General features: G+C 67.2%; 17 protein-coding genes and 2 pseudogenes. 15 read left to right on the top strand and 4 right to left on the bottom strand.

From position 1 onward, the window contains the following. Positions 1 to 112: 112 nt before the first annotated feature. Together BJG92_RS15555 and BJG92_RS15560 are read left to right on the top strand one after the other, a co-directional pair. Positions 113 to 724 (top strand): GNAT family N-acetyltransferase, encoded by a 612-nt coding sequence (locus BJG92_RS15555; protein WP_232084894.1) that lies wholly within the window; start codon positions 113 to 115, stop codon positions 722 to 724. Between the two features lie 36 nt (positions 725 to 760). After that, positions 761 to 1252, top strand: coding sequence for a GNAT family N-acetyltransferase (locus BJG92_RS15560; RefSeq protein WP_232084895.1), 492 nt, complete (start codon positions 761 to 763; stop codon positions 1250 to 1252). Between the two features lie 185 nt (positions 1253 to 1437). Here the strand turns inward: BJG92_RS15560 and BJG92_RS15565 are convergent, their stop codons facing one another. Then, the gene (locus tag BJG92_RS15565; protein ID WP_232084896.1) at positions 1438 to 1734 is read right to left on the bottom strand and encodes a DUF4190 domain-containing protein; all 297 of its coding nucleotides are present in this window, start codon (positions 1732 to 1734) and stop codon (positions 1438 to 1440) included. A 270-nt stretch (positions 1735 to 2004) separates the two neighbouring features. On the opposite strand from BJG92_RS15565, the pseudogene BJG92_RS15570 reads away from it, so the two are divergent. Beyond that, a pseudogene (locus BJG92_RS15570) lies at positions 2005 to 3033 on the top strand (IS30 family transposase). Between the two features lie 31 nt (positions 3034 to 3064). Here the strand turns inward: BJG92_RS15570 and BJG92_RS15575 are convergent. Next, positions 3065 to 3496 carry a hypothetical protein gene (locus BJG92_RS15575; RefSeq protein ID WP_232084897.1) on the bottom strand — a complete coding sequence of 144 codons (432 nt, stop codon included), beginning with the start codon at positions 3494 to 3496 and terminating at the stop codon, positions 3065 to 3067. 222 nt (positions 3497 to 3718) lie between these two features. Here BJG92_RS15575 and BJG92_RS15580 point away from each other — a divergent pair, with 222 nt between their 5' ends. From BJG92_RS15580 to rdgB, 6 genes and pseudogenes are all read left to right on the top strand, one after another. Next, complete coding sequence (locus BJG92_RS15580; protein WP_232084898.1) at positions 3719 to 3991, top strand: DNA gyrase subunit A; 273 nt, start codon at positions 3719 to 3721, stop codon at positions 3989 to 3991. A 306-nt stretch (positions 3992 to 4297) separates the two neighbouring features. Beyond that, a pseudogene (locus tag BJG92_RS15585) lies at positions 4298 to 4636 on the top strand (helix-turn-helix domain-containing protein); the annotation flags it as partial. 414 nt (positions 4637 to 5050) lie between these two features. Beyond that, the gene (gene murI / locus BJG92_RS15590) at positions 5051 to 6067 is read left to right on the top strand and encodes a glutamate racemase (RefSeq protein WP_374199809.1); all 1017 of its coding nucleotides are present in this window, start codon (positions 5051 to 5053) and stop codon (positions 6065 to 6067) included. Further along, on the top strand, positions 6064 to 6861 hold the full coding sequence (locus BJG92_RS15595) for an MBL fold metallo-hydrolase (protein ID WP_232084900.1): 798 nt from the start codon (positions 6064 to 6066) through the stop codon (positions 6859 to 6861). The genes murI and BJG92_RS15595 overlap by 4 nt, the downstream gene beginning before the upstream one ends. A gap of 84 nt (positions 6862 to 6945) precedes the next feature. Beyond that, positions 6946 to 7704, top strand: coding sequence for a ribonuclease PH (gene rph / locus BJG92_RS15600; protein WP_232084901.1), 759 nt, complete (start codon positions 6946 to 6948; stop codon positions 7702 to 7704). Beyond that, positions 7701 to 8357, top strand: coding sequence for an RdgB/HAM1 family non-canonical purine NTP pyrophosphatase (rdgB, locus tag BJG92_RS15605; protein ID WP_232084902.1), 657 nt, complete (start codon positions 7701 to 7703; stop codon positions 8355 to 8357). The genes rph and rdgB overlap by 4 nt, the downstream gene beginning before the upstream one ends. A 15-nt stretch (positions 8358 to 8372) precedes the next feature. Here the strand turns inward: rdgB and BJG92_RS15610 are convergent, their stop codons facing one another. Beyond that, positions 8373 to 9140: a VTT domain-containing protein gene (locus BJG92_RS15610; protein WP_232084910.1), complete on the bottom strand. Its 768-nt coding sequence runs from the start codon at positions 9138 to 9140 to the stop codon at positions 8373 to 8375. Between the two features lie 179 nt (positions 9141 to 9319). Between BJG92_RS15610 and BJG92_RS15615 the strand changes: the two genes are divergently transcribed. Continuing rightward, entirely contained in the window at positions 9320 to 10339 is a 1020-nt protein-coding gene (locus BJG92_RS15615) for an exonuclease domain-containing protein (RefSeq protein WP_232084903.1), read from the top strand. 81 nt (positions 10340 to 10420) lie between these two features. Continuing rightward, complete coding sequence (locus tag BJG92_RS15620; protein WP_232084904.1) at positions 10421 to 10957, top strand: DUF4395 domain-containing protein; 537 nt, start codon at positions 10421 to 10423, stop codon at positions 10955 to 10957. Positions 10958 to 10983: 26 nt separating this feature from the next. Here the strand turns inward: BJG92_RS15620 and BJG92_RS15625 are convergent, their stop codons facing one another. Further along, positions 10984 to 12114: an ADP-ribosylglycohydrolase family protein gene (locus BJG92_RS15625; protein ID WP_232084905.1), complete on the bottom strand. Its 1131-nt coding sequence runs from the start codon at positions 12112 to 12114 to the stop codon at positions 10984 to 10986. Between the two features lie 108 nt (positions 12115 to 12222). Here BJG92_RS15625 and BJG92_RS15630 point away from each other — a divergent pair, with 108 nt between their 5' ends. From BJG92_RS15630 to BJG92_RS15645, 4 genes are all read left to right on the top strand, one after another. After that, on the top strand, positions 12223 to 12582 hold the full coding sequence (locus BJG92_RS15630) for a YidH family protein (protein ID WP_232084906.1): 360 nt from the start codon (positions 12223 to 12225) through the stop codon (positions 12580 to 12582). Beyond that, a complete protein-coding gene (locus BJG92_RS15635) occupies positions 12579 to 12962 on the top strand; it encodes a DUF202 domain-containing protein (protein WP_232084907.1) in 384 nt (127 codons plus the stop codon). Before BJG92_RS15630 ends, BJG92_RS15635 begins: the two co-directional genes overlap by 4 nt. A gap of 118 nt (positions 12963 to 13080) precedes the next feature. Then, entirely contained in the window at positions 13081 to 14259 is a 1179-nt protein-coding gene (locus tag BJG92_RS15640) for an exonuclease SbcCD subunit D (RefSeq protein ID WP_232084908.1), read from the top strand. Next, on the top strand, positions 14256 to 15092 hold an 837-nt coding region (locus BJG92_RS15645; RefSeq protein WP_232084909.1), incomplete at its 3' end, for an AAA family ATPase. The genes BJG92_RS15640 and BJG92_RS15645, both read left to right, overlap by 4 nt.

Raw genomic sequence — 15092 nt, forward strand, 5'->3', positions numbered from 1 at the left:
AGGACAACAACATCGCGTCAGGCTTACGGTGAGTCAGACCCCGTAGGTGATGCCACCTATATCCTCACTGGCTTACGGATACGACCGCACCGGCCCCTGTTAGTGTGGCCGCATGGCAACGTCGCGCGATGGGCGCGGACCCCTCGATCTCACTGTCTACCCCGCTACAACTGAACGGTGGGACGACGTGGTGCAGGTGTTCGGTCGTCGCGCGTCGAACCGTGACTCCTGCTGGTGTCAGCGATTCCGGGTCCACGACGAATCGAGCAACCGAGACGCACTCCAGCATGAAATCGACGGAGCAGTCGTTCCCATCGGCCTGCTGGCCTACGTCAACGGTCTGCCGGTTGGATGGACGAGAGTCGTGCCGCGCGCGTCGCTCCCCGGAATCCTAAAGAACCGGGCACTCCGGCGCGTGCTCGACGATGATCCCAACGCGTGGTGGGTAACCTGTTTTGCGGTCTCTCCCGAGTATCGCCGCATCGGGGTCGGTTTGGCGCTCCTCCGCGCAGGCGCCGAACATGCCCGAGCGCACGGGGCATCCGTCGTGGATGGGCATCCGGTGGACGTCGAGAGGCTTCAGGCATCACTGGTCTCCGGATCAGCCTTGTTCACCGGTACGCTCGCGACGTACGAGTCCGCCGGATTCCGAGAGATCGGCCGAACCTACGCAAGCCGGCCCGTCATGCGCCTCGACCTTCGTGAGTCCCACAGCGACCGGTGAAGGATCCTTCACCGGCGTTGTGGGTAGGCTACAAAGATGCGCTACAGAATTAGCCAAACGACGCCAGCAGATGCTGAAGCCGTAGTCCGGATGCACACCGCTGCACACGAGGAATCTTACGGTCACCTGCTCCCGTCGACGTTCTTTGCCAGCCACCGGGACAGCATTGCCGAACGTATAGACCAGCGCCGCATGTTCCTGGCGAGTGAGGATCCCCGGCTCGTAGCCCATGATGAGGCCGGCGAAGTGGTGGGGCTGGCCGACGCTGGCCCGGCACGGGACCCGGAAATGCTCGGCATCCCGGAGCTCTATAGGATCTATACCCTGAGCCGTACCCACGGTTCCGGTCTCGGTACCCAACTTTTGGAGGCCGCCATCGGCGACACTCCGGCCTACCTCTGGGTACTTGAGGGCAACCCGCGTGCTAGAGCCTTCTACCGAAAGTCAGGGTTCAGTCCGGACGGAGCGCGCAAGGTACAGGCATGGGACGTGGATGAGCTGCCAGAGATAAGAATGGTCCGCTCATAAAATCCCGAAGTCGAGAAATAATCCAAAGTTGTGGAAAACCAGTCGGACGTTGCCCGGCAAAAGAATCCATTGGGCCTGACGGCGGTTTGGTTGACTCCTTCACGTAAGGCGCTGGGTGTCCGGAGCGTCCGGTAGGGGATCCTTTACCGTGCACTCATTAAGCTGGACTCTTGTCGGGATGGACGCTAGCTAACGAGCTGCTGGAGCGCGCCGGGAATGAACATCAACGTATTGATCAACGCGAACATGGCGATGCCGTAGCCGATGGCCAGGGCAACAATGGCCAGACCACGGCCGCGTTCTCCCTTCAACCTAATCTGGCTGAGGGCCATGTGTCCGGACCCCACAGCAAAGACAGCAACAACTGCGGTGCCAAAGATCCAGACGCCGGAGACGGCGATTACGGCGACGATGATGGCTGCGACGGACAGCCGGTTCAGTCGATTAGTCGACGTTTTGGCCGGCACTATTGGCGTACTCATATCGGTTCCCCAAACCTCGTTGTTCAAGCGAGTCTAGTTGGCCCCTCCAATACCTCAAGCGGATCCGCAAAGCCCGGGTGTCCCGGTAAGGGATCTTTGGGTTCTTGCGGTGATTGCAACACTTAGCGGATGGGTGTTGTCATGGCGAGGTATTCAATTTACGTAAGACCGGATCTTCTGCAGCTGTTTTGGGCAGGGATGCAGGCCGGTGATTTCATCACCGATGCCGTTGTGCCGATCAATACGAGCAGGCGGACCGGGCGCCGGGTTCTGGCGGAGGCCGGGGGTGTCAGGCCCCGCCGCGGCCGGGATCTGAAGGGCAGGTGCCTGACCTTCGCCCAGCGGGAAGAGATCGCGGTGCTGCACGCCCAGGGACACTCGCTGCGCCGGATCGGGGCCGCGATCGACAGATCAGCCTCGACGGTGTCCAGGGAGCTGCGCCGTAACTCGGTGGCCGGGTTGCCTTACCGGGTGACCTCGGCCCACGCGCTGGCGTATGAGCTGGCCTCGCGGCCGAAACCGGCGAAACTGCACACGAACACGGTGCTGCGTGCGAAGGTGGAAGAGGACCTGAAAAAGAAGTACTCGCCGGAGCAGATCGCAGGACGGCTCCGGGTCGAGTTCCCCGATGAGCCGGAGATGCCGGTGTCACCCGAGACGATCTACCAGTCCCTGTAGGTGCAGTCCCGCGGGGCGCTGAAGCGTGATCTGACGGCGTCCCTGCGCACCGGACGTGCGCTCAGGCAGCCCTGCAGGAAAGCCGGCCAGCGGAAGAACCGGATCCCGGGGATGATTAACATTTCCGAACGTCCTCCCGAGGTTCAGGACCGTGCGGCGCCAGGGCACTGGGAGGGCGACCTGATCGTCGGCAAAGGCAACCAGTCCGCGATCGGGACCCTCGTGGAGAGACCCACCAACTACACGATGCTCGTTCATCTGCCGGATGGATACAGAGCAGAACAGATGCGTGACGCTCTGGCAGCCAAGATCAAGACGCTCCCCGAGGCGCTGAGGCAGTCCCTTACCTGGGACCAGGGCATCGAGATGCAGGACTGGAAAACCGTGAAGATCGACGCCGGCATCGACATCTACTTTTGCGACCCGCACTCGCCCTGGCAGCGGGGCATCAATGAAAACACGAATGGCCTGCTGCGCCAGTACTTCCCCAAAGGCACCGACCTGAGCATCCACAGCGCGACAGACCTCGACTGGGTCGCCCAGGAACTCAACGACCGGCCACGCAAAAGACTAGAGTTCAGAAACCCGATCGAACTGATCGAAGGACTCCTGTTGCAATGACCGCCTGAATCCGCCATCCTCTACCGGGCGCCTAAGACCGGGTTGATGACCCCACCAGGACGTTCTCGTGGATCTTCTTCCATCCCTCGGTTTCAAGTGTGCGAGTGTCGAAGCCAGTCGTTACCAACTTGACCGTTGGTTGGCCGATGTGGCTACTGGTCACGATTTCCCGTTCATTCGTGATCCCGCCGCTACATGCCAATGTCCACTGTTGGGGTTCGTCGATGGGATATGCCGCTATGCAGGCACTCATGTAGTCATCGCTCTCGGAGACGAAGTACTTCACTCCCGATTGCTCGACTAGAAGTCTGAAGTTTGAAGGTTGATCCGCGTCCGCTCTCACAATTTCGGCCGGTAGATCGTCACGTGCTTCAGCGACGCGGTGGACAGCCGCGATGCCGGGATAGCTCGAACAGCCGGCGAGTGACAGCAAGAGCACACCGAAAAGAGCTGTTTTGAGCACTTCTAATCTCATTGTTCCCCCAATGGTTGTGTCTAGAGCTTACCGACCGTTGCGACGTCGGAAGTGGGGATATTCCCAACCAATTGTCGGCAATCCCTTAGTCTCGTTTCGAGGTCGGGGCCAACTTTCGATGGTTCTAGCCGGCCTATTTGAGGAACGCCCGTGAGCCGAGCCGCAGCCGGACGCAATGGCGAATGACTTCCGTCGTGCAAGAATCGCCGCATGGATGAGGACGAGCGGCGGATCAGGGACCAATTGATGGTCGTCGATGCCCTTGTGCGGGCGATAGATCGGCGTGACGAGGTCTTTCGGATGATTGAGGCTTCAGAGGATGCGGACGAAGCAATCCGTCGGGTTGGTCAGCTGTTGGGTGTAGGCGAATTGGGCAGCCGGGTAGTCCTCGACCTGCAGTTTAGAAGACTGACGCGGGACCAGCGTCGGGCCCTCGCTTCCGAGGCGGAGGAACTCAGATCAAAGTTGCCGGATGGCCAGTGAGGACTTTCCGTCAGAACCGCCCCTGCAGTTGCCTGCTTGAGTCTTCGCGTTGATTCTCTGTCTCTATCCTCTGTCCGTAAGCCAGTGAGGATATAGGTGGCATCACCTACGGGGTCTGACTCACCGTAAGCATCGGTCGTCCACCGGACGTCCCGGCGCTGCCTCTGGGCCTTCGTCACATCCGCGTGTTTCCGCCCTTGCCGGATTCCCATATACCCTGCCCGAATTAATGCCCGGAGAAGGTGCGGCGGTTTCTGAGGGTCGACGCAACAGATGCGTGATTTTCGGGTCGTTTCCCGGTGCTATATCGCCGGCGAGCTCACACGCAAGGGCGCGCCCCTCAACATCGGCGGCAGCATCTACAACCCCCAGGACCCGATTGGAAAGCTGCTGTTTAACGTCCCGGGCATGGCCGCCGGATTCGAAGCCGACCTCATCCGCGCCCGGACCCGCGAAGGCATGGCGGTGGCGAAGGCCAAGGGCAAGCTTCGAGGTCGACAGCCCAAACTCTCCAGAAGGCAGGAAGCCGACCTAGTGACCCTCCACCGGGGCGGAACACACACCACAACGGAGATCGCCGACCTCTTCGGCGTCGCCCGCTCCACCGTTCACCGGGCCATCCAGCGCGCCGCGCCGGCCACCTGACCTTCTCCCGCCAGCGAGCCGACGCAACGTGAACCTCCGGTGGGCACGGCCTTAGCGCTCAATTCACGCCGTAACTACCAAGACCCCAGCCTGTACCGGCGCCTTCCTTCACGGCCCCCGAGATCCATTCAGGTTACGTGCAGCCGACTCCCGACCAAAGTGACGCTTTGTGCAGGGGACTTCGGACACCAGATGTCCATACCCGTCTGCACAACTCCCGTACTTTCAGGGCAGCTTGTGCAGACGACTCCGAAAAATGACACTGGGCTCTGCTCCGCGTCGCTCCGCGTCGGTCGCCCTCGTCGCCCGCCGTCGGAACCCGCCGCGTGAACCCGCCGTGTGACCCATCAGACACGAGTTGCACGACACAATGTGATGGCCGCGCCTGTAGTGAAGCCCTATCCTCGAATAATCATGACTTCAGCATCGAGCACGGATCCGGCAGCGCCAGCTGCGGCGGAGACCGCAGCGGGCAGCGCCGGAAATGCCGGGCTGGGGGAGCGCCCGATCGGCGTCTTCGACTCCGGCGTCGGCGGCCTCACGGTGGCGCGGTCCATCATTGACCAGCTGCCCAACGAATCCATCCTGTATGTCGGCGACACCGCCCACGGGCCCTACGGGCCGTTGCCCATCGCCGAGGTCCGCGCGAATGCCCTCGGGGTGATGGACGAGCTGGTGGATTCCGGCGTCAAGCTCCTGACCATTGCCTGCAACTCCGCCTCCGCCGCCGTGCTCCGCGACGCCCGGGAACGCTACACAGCCCGGTACGGGATTCCCGTGATCGAAGTGATCCAGCCGGCCGTTCGACGCGCGGTTGCCGCCACCCGCAGCGGCCGGGTCGGCGTGATCGGCACGTCGGCCACCGTCGGCTCCCGTGCCTACGAGGACACCTTCGCGGCGGCGCCGGACCTGATCATCACCTCGGTGGCGTGCCCGGCCTTCGTGCCCTACGTGGAGGCCGGCATCACCACGGGCCCCGAGCTGCTCGCCGTCGCCCGCGAATACCTTGAACCGCTGAAGGCCGCCGGGGTGGACACCGTGGTGCTCGGCTGCACCCACTACCCGCTGCTCACCGGCGTGATCTCCTACGTCATGGGCGAGGACGTCACCCTGGTCTCCAGCGCGGAGGAGACCGCCAAGGACGTCTACCGGGCGCTCGCGTCCCGCGGCCTGGAGCGCACCGGCACCTCCGCACCCGAGCACAACTTCATCGCCACGGGGGACGCCGGGCAGTTCGAGCACCTCGCGCGCCGCTTCCTCGGCCCCGAGGTCCTGAGCGTCCGCCACGTGGACCACGTCGCTGCCCAGTACCCCACGGGCAGCCTCGCCAGGATCACCCCCGAAATGATCGCCGCCGCGCAGACCGGCGCGGGACGGCCGCGGATCTCCAACTTCGTGGGCGGATCCGCGGGCGGGGGACCTCTGCTGTGAAGCTGACCATCGTGGGCTGCACCGGTTCCTTCCCGGGGCCCGGCTCGCCGGCGTCGTGCTACCTGCTGACCGCCAACGACGGCGAGCGTAACTGGAAGATTGTCCTGGATCTTGGCAGCGGCGCGCTCGGCGCCATCCAGCGCTACACCGACCTGGAGGACATCGATGCCGTCTTCCTGACCCACCTGCATCCGGACCACTGCATGGACCTGTGCGGGCTGCACGTGGCGGTGCGCTGGAAGCCGGGCGGCTGGGACGCTGGAAGGATCCCGGTCTGGGGACCGGCGGCAACCGCGGACCGGATGGCTACGGCCTACGGCCTCGAACTGGACCCCGGCATGCACGAGGAATTCGACTTCAGCAACTGGTCCGAGCGCAAGCCCGTGCGCGTGGGCCCCTTCTCCGTGACGCCCTTCGCCGTCAACCACCCTGTCGAGGAGGCCTACGCGCTCCGCGTGGAGGTCACGGAACCTGACAAGGACGGCAACCCCGTCACCCGCGTCCTGAGCTATTCCGGGGACACGGACTCCTGCAGCGGACTGGAAGACGCCGCCCGGGACGCGGACCTCTTCCTGTGCGAGGCGGCCTTCGAGGAAGGCCGCGACGACGGCATCAAGGACGTCCACCTGACCGGCAAACGCGCGGGGCTGGCCGCCGGGGCCGCCGGTGCCCGGCGGCTGCTCCTGACGCACATCCCGGTCTGGACGTCCCCCAGCACCGTCATGGCGGAGGCCAAGGAAGTCTTCGGTCAGCATGTGGCCGTCGCCGTCGCGGGCGTGCACTACACGATCTGACGGCGTGGGCGGGTCCCGCGCGGACGCGCCCCGGGCCCCGGGGTTCCGCGCCGAGGACGCCCGCAAGATCGATAAGCTAGGGGCATGACTTCCGAAGCCCTTACTGCCCCCGTCATCCGCGCCGATGGCCGCACCCCGGACCAGCTCCGCCCGATCAGCATCACCCGCGGCTGGTCCAAGCAGGCCGAAGGCTCGGCCCTGATCGAGTTCGGCAACACCCGGGTGCTGTGCACGGCTTCCCTGACCGAAGGCGTTCCCCGCTGGCTCAAGGGCGAGGGCCGCGGCTGGGTCACCGCCGAATACGCCATGCTGCCCCGCGCCACGAACACCCGCTCCGACCGCGAATCCGTCAAGGGCAAGATCGGCGGCCGCACCCACGAGATTTCCCGGCTGATCGGCCGCTCGCTGCGCTCCATCATCGACACCAAGGCCCTTGGCGAGATCACCATCGTGCTGGACTGCGATGTCCTGCAGGCCGACGGCGGCACCCGCACCGCCGCGATCACCGGCGCCTACGTGGCGCTGGCGGATGCGATCCGCTTCGCCCGCGAAAAGAAGATGATCCCGCGCAATGCCCAGCCCCTGGTTGACACGATCGCCGCTGTCTCCGTCGGCATCATCGACGGCATCCCGATGCTGGACCTGCCCTACGTCGAGGACGTCCGCGCCGAAACCGACATGAACGTCGTCGTCACCGGCTCCGGCAAGTTCGTCGAGGTCCAGGGCACCGCCGAGGGTGCGCCCTTCGACCGGGACGAGCTGAACAAGCTCCTGGACCTGGCACTGCTGGGCACGGAGCAGCTCGCCGCCATCCAGCGCGAAACCCTGGCCGAAGCACCGTGACGGCAAGCGTTCCGGCGCCCGCGCCGGTTCTGGTGCTTGCCACCCACAACAAGGGCAAGCTCCGCGAACTCCGCGAACTGCTGCGCGGGCAGGTGCCAGGACTCGACGTCGACACCCAGGTGGTGGACGCCGCCGCCGTCGGAGCCCCCGACGTTGCCGAAACAGGCGTGACCTTTGCGGAGAACTCACTGCTGAAGGCGCGGGCGGTGGCCCGGGCCACCGGGCTCGTGGCGATTGCCGACGACTCCGGGCTCGCCGTGGACGTGCTCGGCGGGGCGCCGGGCATCTTTTCGGCCCGCTGGGCGGGCCGGCACGGGGACGACGCCGCCAACCTGCGGCTGCTGCTGGACCAGTTGGCGGACGTGCCGGACGAGTACCGGGGCGCGGCGTTCGTCTGCGCGGCGGCGCTGGCTGTCCCCGGATCCGCGCAGGGGCAGGGGCGCGAAGTCGTCGAGTACGGGCAGCTGGAAGGCACCCTCCTGCGGGAGCCGCGCGGCGCCGGCGGCTTTGGCTATGACCCCGTGCTCCAGCCGACCGGCCTGGACCGCAGCTGCGCAGAGCTGAGCCCGGGGGAGAAGAACGCCATCAGCCACCGCGGCCACGCCTTCCGGGCGCTGCTGCCCGCGATCGTGGAGGCCCTGGCCGGGCGGTAGCCGGCCCGGGTGCTGCTAGGGGGTCTTGCGTTCTTCCTCGGGCTCGTGTTCCTCGATGAACTCTTCAACGACGTCCGAGCCGTACTTCTCGGCCTGGCGTTTGGCGACGATGCCGCGGATGACTTCGATGCCGATCGGAATCACGGACACCAGGACGATGACGATGAAGATAATGTCCAGGTTGTCCTTGACCCACGGCACCGTGTCGCCCAGCAGGTACCCGAGCAGGGTGACGCCGCCGCCCCAAAGCACCGCGCCGATCACGTTATACGTGAAGAATTTGCGCTTGTCCATCTGCGCGACGCCCACGATCACCGGGACGAACGTGCGGATGATCGGGACGAAGCGGGCGAGGATCAGGGCCTTGCCGCCGTGCTTCTCGAAGAAGGCATGCGCGTTTTCCACGTTTTCACGCTTGAACAGCTTGGAATTGGGCTTGTTGAAGATCGAGGGCCCGGCTTTGGACCCGATCAGGTAGCCAACCTGGTTGCCGATAATCGCGGCGACGATGATGAGGGCGGTCAGCACCCAGATGTTGACCTGGATGGTGCCGGTGGCCACGAGCAGACCGGCCGTGAACAGCATGGAGTCCCCGGGCAGGAAGAAGCCGATCAGCAGTCCGGTTTCGGCGAAGATGATGCCACAAACCAGCAGGACCACCCAGGGCGCGAAGGCCGGATTCGCCAGGAAGACCTGGGGGTTGAGCCAATCGGGCAGGAGCGAGGACAGGTGCGGCTGCACGGGCCCTGCGCCTCCGATCGCGGACACGGCAAGGTCACTCATTGCTATAAGGTTCACCCGTTAAGGGTACTGGACGGCCGCCGTCGGGCTTCCCTGCAGGGCGCGGGAAGGGAACCGGCCGACGCAGGGGGCGCCCGATGCGGGCCGGTCCGGGCGCCCGATGCGGGCCGGTCCGGGTGCCCGATGCGGGCCGGTCCGGGTGCGGGCGGTAACGTTGGGGCGTGGGTTTGGACTTTACGGCGATCGACTTTGAGACCGCGAACGGCTTCCGCGGTTCACCGTGCGCTGTTGGCCTGAGCAAGGTCCGCGGCGGCGTCGTCGTCGAGGAGGCCGCCTGGCTGATGCGGCCGCCGGAAAACCACGACCGCTTCGACCGCCACAACGTGCGGATCCACGGCATCCGGCCGGAGCAGGTGGCGGGCCTTCCCCGCTTCGGTGAGCTCTTCCCGGAGATCGGGGCGTTCATCGGCGGCGACGTGCTCGCTGCCCACAACGCCGCCTTCGATCTCGGCGTGATCCGCTCCGGGCTCGAGGTCTCCGGGCTGCCGGGCCCCGCCTATGACTACGTCTGCACGGTCATGCTGTCCCGCAGGTGCTACTCGCTGGTGTCTAACTCCCTGCCGTATGCGGCCGAGGAGGCGGGCGTCCCGCTGGTGAACCACCACGACGCCGCCGAGGACGCCCGGGCCTGCGCCGGGATCCTGATCGACATTGCCGCCCGCAACGGCGCCGCCAGCATCGCCGAACTCTACCTGTCCCTGGGCCTCAGCATCTCCCGCCAGCCGGCCTTCGACCCCCTGCGGGACCCTCTGTCCAAGGCCAGCCTGTCGGCTCTCGAAGCCCTCGCCGGGGGAGTGGACGCTGCCACGCCGGTCCGCGCCTACCAGCCCGGCTGGCCCGAAGAGGGAGCCAACCCGCTGCCGAACGCCCTGGCCGAAGCCGGCCACCCGCTGTTCGGCCAGACCGTGGTGTTTACCGGCGAACTGGCGATACCCCGGCCCGAGGCCAAGAGCCGCTCCGCCGAACTCGGCGCCCGGCCCGAGAGCCGGGTCACGGCCCGCACCACCGTCCTGGTGGTGGGGGACGGGTTCGTCGCCGCCGACCTGCGCTCCGGCCGGCTCACGGGCAAAGCCCGGCGGGTCCTGGAACTGCACGAGCGCGGCCAGCAGATCGAGGTCATCTCGGAGGGCGAATTCCTGCAGATGGTGGGCGGCCATGTGGCGTCCGCCGCGATCACCTGAGGACAGTCCCGCCCCGAGTCTGCAGGTCACACGGCGCAACAACATTTCGCCCCCGGGGAAGCCCGCTCCTAGCCTTGGATGATGAGCAAACTGACGGAGGCACCTAGGCCCGCAACCGCAGGGCAGGACGGGACCGGCTGGCGTCAGGTCTTCGCGTTTCCCAACCCGGTCAACGAGTACGCCGCGCGCATCACCGCCGGACTCGTGGTTGTCCTGGCCGTGCTGACGCTGCTGACCGGCTCCGGCTGGGGGCTGGTGCTGATCGCCGTCGGGTTCTGGCTGCGGCTGCTGTTCGGCCCGCGGATCTCCCCGTTCGCGATACTCTCCGTCAAAGTCCTGACGCCGCTGCTGGGGAAGTCCCGGCTGGTCCCCGGGCCGCCGAAGCGCTTTGCCCAGGGCATCGGCGCCGTCATTTCCACAGCATCAGCGATCCTGCTGGCCGCCGGCTTCGCCCCGGCCGCCTGGATCCTGCTCGCGGTCCTGATGGTGGCCGCGTCCCTTGAATCGTTCGCGGGCTTCTGCCTCGGCTGCGCGGTCTTCGGCATCCTGCAGCGCCGCGGACTGATCCCGGAAGACGTGTGCGAGGCCTGCAACAACATCTCGCTGCGGCGGGCTTAGGCCCCGGCCGGATCAGGCCGGCAGTTTCAAGCCCCGGTGACAGCCGCCAGCCGCGAGGCCATGCCCCGGATGACCTCCGTGGCTTCCAGCGCCTCAAGCCATTCTTCCGGCAGGCACTCCTCGCCGTAAAAAGTGCCCAGGATGTTCCCGGCAATGGATGCCGTCGAGTCGCTGTCCCCGCTGTGGTTTACCGCGAGGGCGATTGCCGCCCTGAAGTGGGCCTTGGGACGGTCCGCGGCCGCCGCCGTCGGGCCCGGTTCGGTGGCCAGGACCGCGTACAGCGCGACGGCGAGTGCCTCCTCGGCCACCCGCCCCCCGCCGAGTTCCCTCACCAGTTCCTCCGGGGCCAGGTGTGTCCCGCTTCGCGCCAGGCGCAACGCCGCGTCGAGCCGCGCGGCGAGGTCGGGATCGGGCTCTTCACCCTTGCGCAGATGACCTGCGCCCAGCTGCGCCAGCGCGAACGCGGCGGCGTCATCCAGGCCCTGCCCTGCGGTCAGGGCATGGATGACGAGGCTGAAGACGCCGGCGCCCTGCCGGGCGGCGGGGTGCCCATGGGTCAGCGAGGCAGCGTCGGCGCTGAGCTTGTAGACCCCCTCGGCAGCGATGTAGGGGATCAGCCCGAAGGGCGCCGAGCGCATCACGGTTCCGCAGTCCTTGGACTCCGGGTTGACCGGCCGGTAGAACGTTCCCATCTCACCGGTGGCCAGGCCGCTGAGGCACGCGACTGCGGGGCCGCGGCGGTGCCGGAGGACCGCGTGGGAATCGATCCAGCGGGCAGGCTGGAACGGCGCCGCCTCCGGAACCGGGACGCCCTGGGTCCCAAGCCAGCGAAGGTAGGCGAGCCACAGGCACGCGTTCGTGTCCGCACCCACACCCGAGTTTGCCCACTCCAGCGCCTCCAGCAGCCCGTCCACGGTGTAAAGCGTCAGCTGGGTGTCATCGGAAAAGTGGCTGCCGCCGTCGAGCGCTGAAAAGTCCTGGAGCCCCTCCGGACCGAACCTCATGCGGATCGTGGCGATGTCGTCGGATTCGACGGCGTAGCCGAGGGAATCGCCGAGGGCGCCGCCGAGCAGGCAGCCGTGGATCCGGGACTCGTGCGAGGGGATTGCGGACGGTGCGGGGACCGCTGCGGGGGTGGTGACCGGCTCGTTGCTCATGCCATGCAATTTTACCCGCCCGGTAGTGTGCTGTTGAGGGCCGCTCCGGCGCCGCGAGACGGGGTGGAGCGGAGAGCCTCGTCGGTCAACAAAGGAACAGCAGGGGACATGATGCGCGAGCCAGCTTGGCGGAAGAGCGGCAGTACGCCCGACTACCGGTTTTCCCTTGCCAACGAACGTACCTTCCTGGCCTGGGTCAGGACGTCACTGGCCCTGATCGCGGGGGCCCTGGCCATCGACCAGCTGGCGCCGGGCATCGCCCCGACGCCGATCCGGATCGGCTTGTGCGTGGTCCTGGCTGTCATCGGTGCGGGCCTGGCCGCCCTGTCCTACCGCCGGTGGGGGCAGATGGAGGCGGCCATGCGCAACAACCGCGAGCTGCCGTTCTCCGGCGTGATGCTCATCATGACCATCGGGGTCGCGGCCGCGGCGCTGATCTTTGCCGTGCTGATCCTGGTGGCGCGGTGATCGGCGGTGCGGTGACCGGCGGGACGGGGCGGGATCCCGGGCTGCAGCCCGAGCGTACGTCGCTGGCGTGGCGCCGGACGCTGCTGGCCCTCGTGGTGGCTGACCTCTTGATCTGGCGGAGCTGGGCAGTCTCCGTCAATCAGCCCGGAGCCGTCTCCGGTTCCGTGCTGGCGGCCCGGGCCGGCGCCCCGGACTATCTGGGCCTGTGCGCGCTGACGGCCATGGCGGCTACCGTGGTCCTGGGCCTTTGCGTGCTGGCCCGGGGACGGGAGCTCCGGCGCTCCTCCGCTGCGCCACCGGCGGCCCTCATGCGGTGGTCCGCCGCCGCCGTCGTCACGCTGGCTGCCAGCACCGTCGCCGCGATTGCACTGGGACATTAAGCCAACGCGGGGTCACTTCGCGCCCGTTCCAGGCCTTCGGACCGGCGCGATGTGACCCCGCGTTGCTGTGCCGGGGCGGCGGCGCATTCCTGTCGGTGGCAGCGGATACCGTAGGAGCATGCGGTTATTGCACACTTCGGACTGGCACCTGGGCCGGTCGTTCCACGGCGTCGGGATGCTCGATGCCCAGCGCGCGTTCATCGACCAGCTCGTCACCTTCGTGCGCGATGAGGCGGTGGACGTTGTCCTCATCGCCGGCGACGTCTACGACCGTGCACTGCCCGGCGTCTACGTCGTCGGACTGCTCGACGACGCCCTGGTGCGCCTGACCGGCGCCGGCGCGCAGGTGGTGCTGACCAGCGGCAACCACGACTCGGCCATCCGGCTGGGCTTCGCCTCCCGGCTGCTGGAACGCGGCGGAGTGCACCTGCGTACCCGGCTCGCCGAACTGGACAAGCCCGTACTGTTCCCCCTCGACGACGACGCCGACGGCACCGGACCCGTGCTGGCCGTTTACGGCATTCCGTGGCTCGAGCCCCGGCTCGTGGCCGGGCAGCTGGGCGTCGAGACCGCCAGCCACTTCGAAGTGACCCGGGCTGCCACCGCCCGGATACGCGAGGATCTGGACGAAAGGGCCCGGGCCCGGACCGTCCATTCGGTGGTCCTGGCGCACACCTTCGCCAGCGGCGGGATCAGTTCGGACAGCGAACGGGACTTGAGCATCGGCGGGGTGGGCGCCGTGCCGCTGGACCTCTTCGACGGCTTCGGCTACACCGCGCTGGGCCACCTGCACGGCCGCCAGGAGCTGTCCGCCACCGTGCGCTACTCCGGGTCGCCGCTGGCATACTCCTTCTCCGAGGCGAAGCACAAGAAGGGCAGCTGGCTCGTGGAGGTGGATGCCGCCGGAATCGGTGAAGTCCGCGAGGTGCTGTGGGCGGCGCCGCGGACCCTGGCCGTGCTGCGCGGCACACTGGACGAGCTGCTCTCCTCCGGGGACCTTGCCTGGGCCGAAGGCGCCTACTGCCAGGTCACGCTGACCGACGCCCAGCGTCCCGCGCAGGCCATGGAGAGGCTGCGGAGCCGCTTCCCGGACACCCTCGTGCTGGGCTTCGACCCGGAAGGGGCCGGCGCTGCCGCCAAAGCCAGCTACAGCAGCAGGCTCGCCGAGGCCGAGGACGACCTGTCCGTCTGCTGCGGCTTCCTCGAACACGTCCGCGGCCGCGGAGCCGACGACGCCGAGTCCGCCATCCTGGCCGACGCCCTCGAAACCGTGCGCCTGGAAGGAATGTCGCTGTGAGGATCCACCGTCTCGAAATCTCCGCCTTCGGCCCGTTCGCCGGCACAGAACTCATCGATTTCGACCGGCTGAGCGCGCACGGGCTGTTCCTTCTGAACGGGCCCACGGGTGCCGGCAAGACGAGTGTCCTGGACGCCATCTGTTTCGCGCTCTACGGCTCGGTGCCAGGCGCCCGCCAGGACGGCAAGCGGCTGCGCAGCGACCACGCCGCGGCAGCTGCCGAGCCCCGTGTCACCTGCGAGTTCTCGGCCCGCGGCCGGCACTTCGAAGTCTCCCGCTCTCCCGCCTGGAACAAGCCGAGCGCCCGCGGCAAGAACGGCTTCACCGTCCAGCAGGCCAACACGCTGCTGCGCGAACGCGTCGACGGCGAATGGATCGAAAAGTCCGGCCGCAACGACGAGGCCGGCGCGGAGATCACGGACGTCCTGGGCATGAACCGCGAACAGTTCACCCGGGTGGTGATGCTGCCGCAGGGCGACTTCGCCGCCTTCCTCCGGTCCAAGGCCTCCGACCGGCTCGAGCTGCTGCAGAGCCTGTTCGGCACGCAGCGCTTCGAGGCTGTGGAGCAGGAACTCGCCCGGAAAGCACTGACGGCCCGCGCCGAGGTCGCCAGCCTGAACAGCGGGCTGGAGCTGTTGCTGGCCCGCGCCGAGGCCGAAACCGCGGCCCTTGACCTGGACATGGGGGCGGCCCCGGACCGGGCCGACGCGGACTCGCTGCTCGCCTGGCTCGCAGCCGGCGCCGCTTCTGCCGCTGCCGGGCGCCAGCAGGCCGCCGTCGAGGCCGAGCGCCTGCGGGCCGAATGCGCGGCGGGGGCGGACGCCGCCGCCGCC

The sequence above is a fragment of the Arthrobacter sp. SO5 genome, assembly GCF_020532805.1.
In the GTDB taxonomy this organism is placed as follows: domain Bacteria; phylum Actinomycetota; class Actinomycetes; order Actinomycetales; family Micrococcaceae; genus Arthrobacter.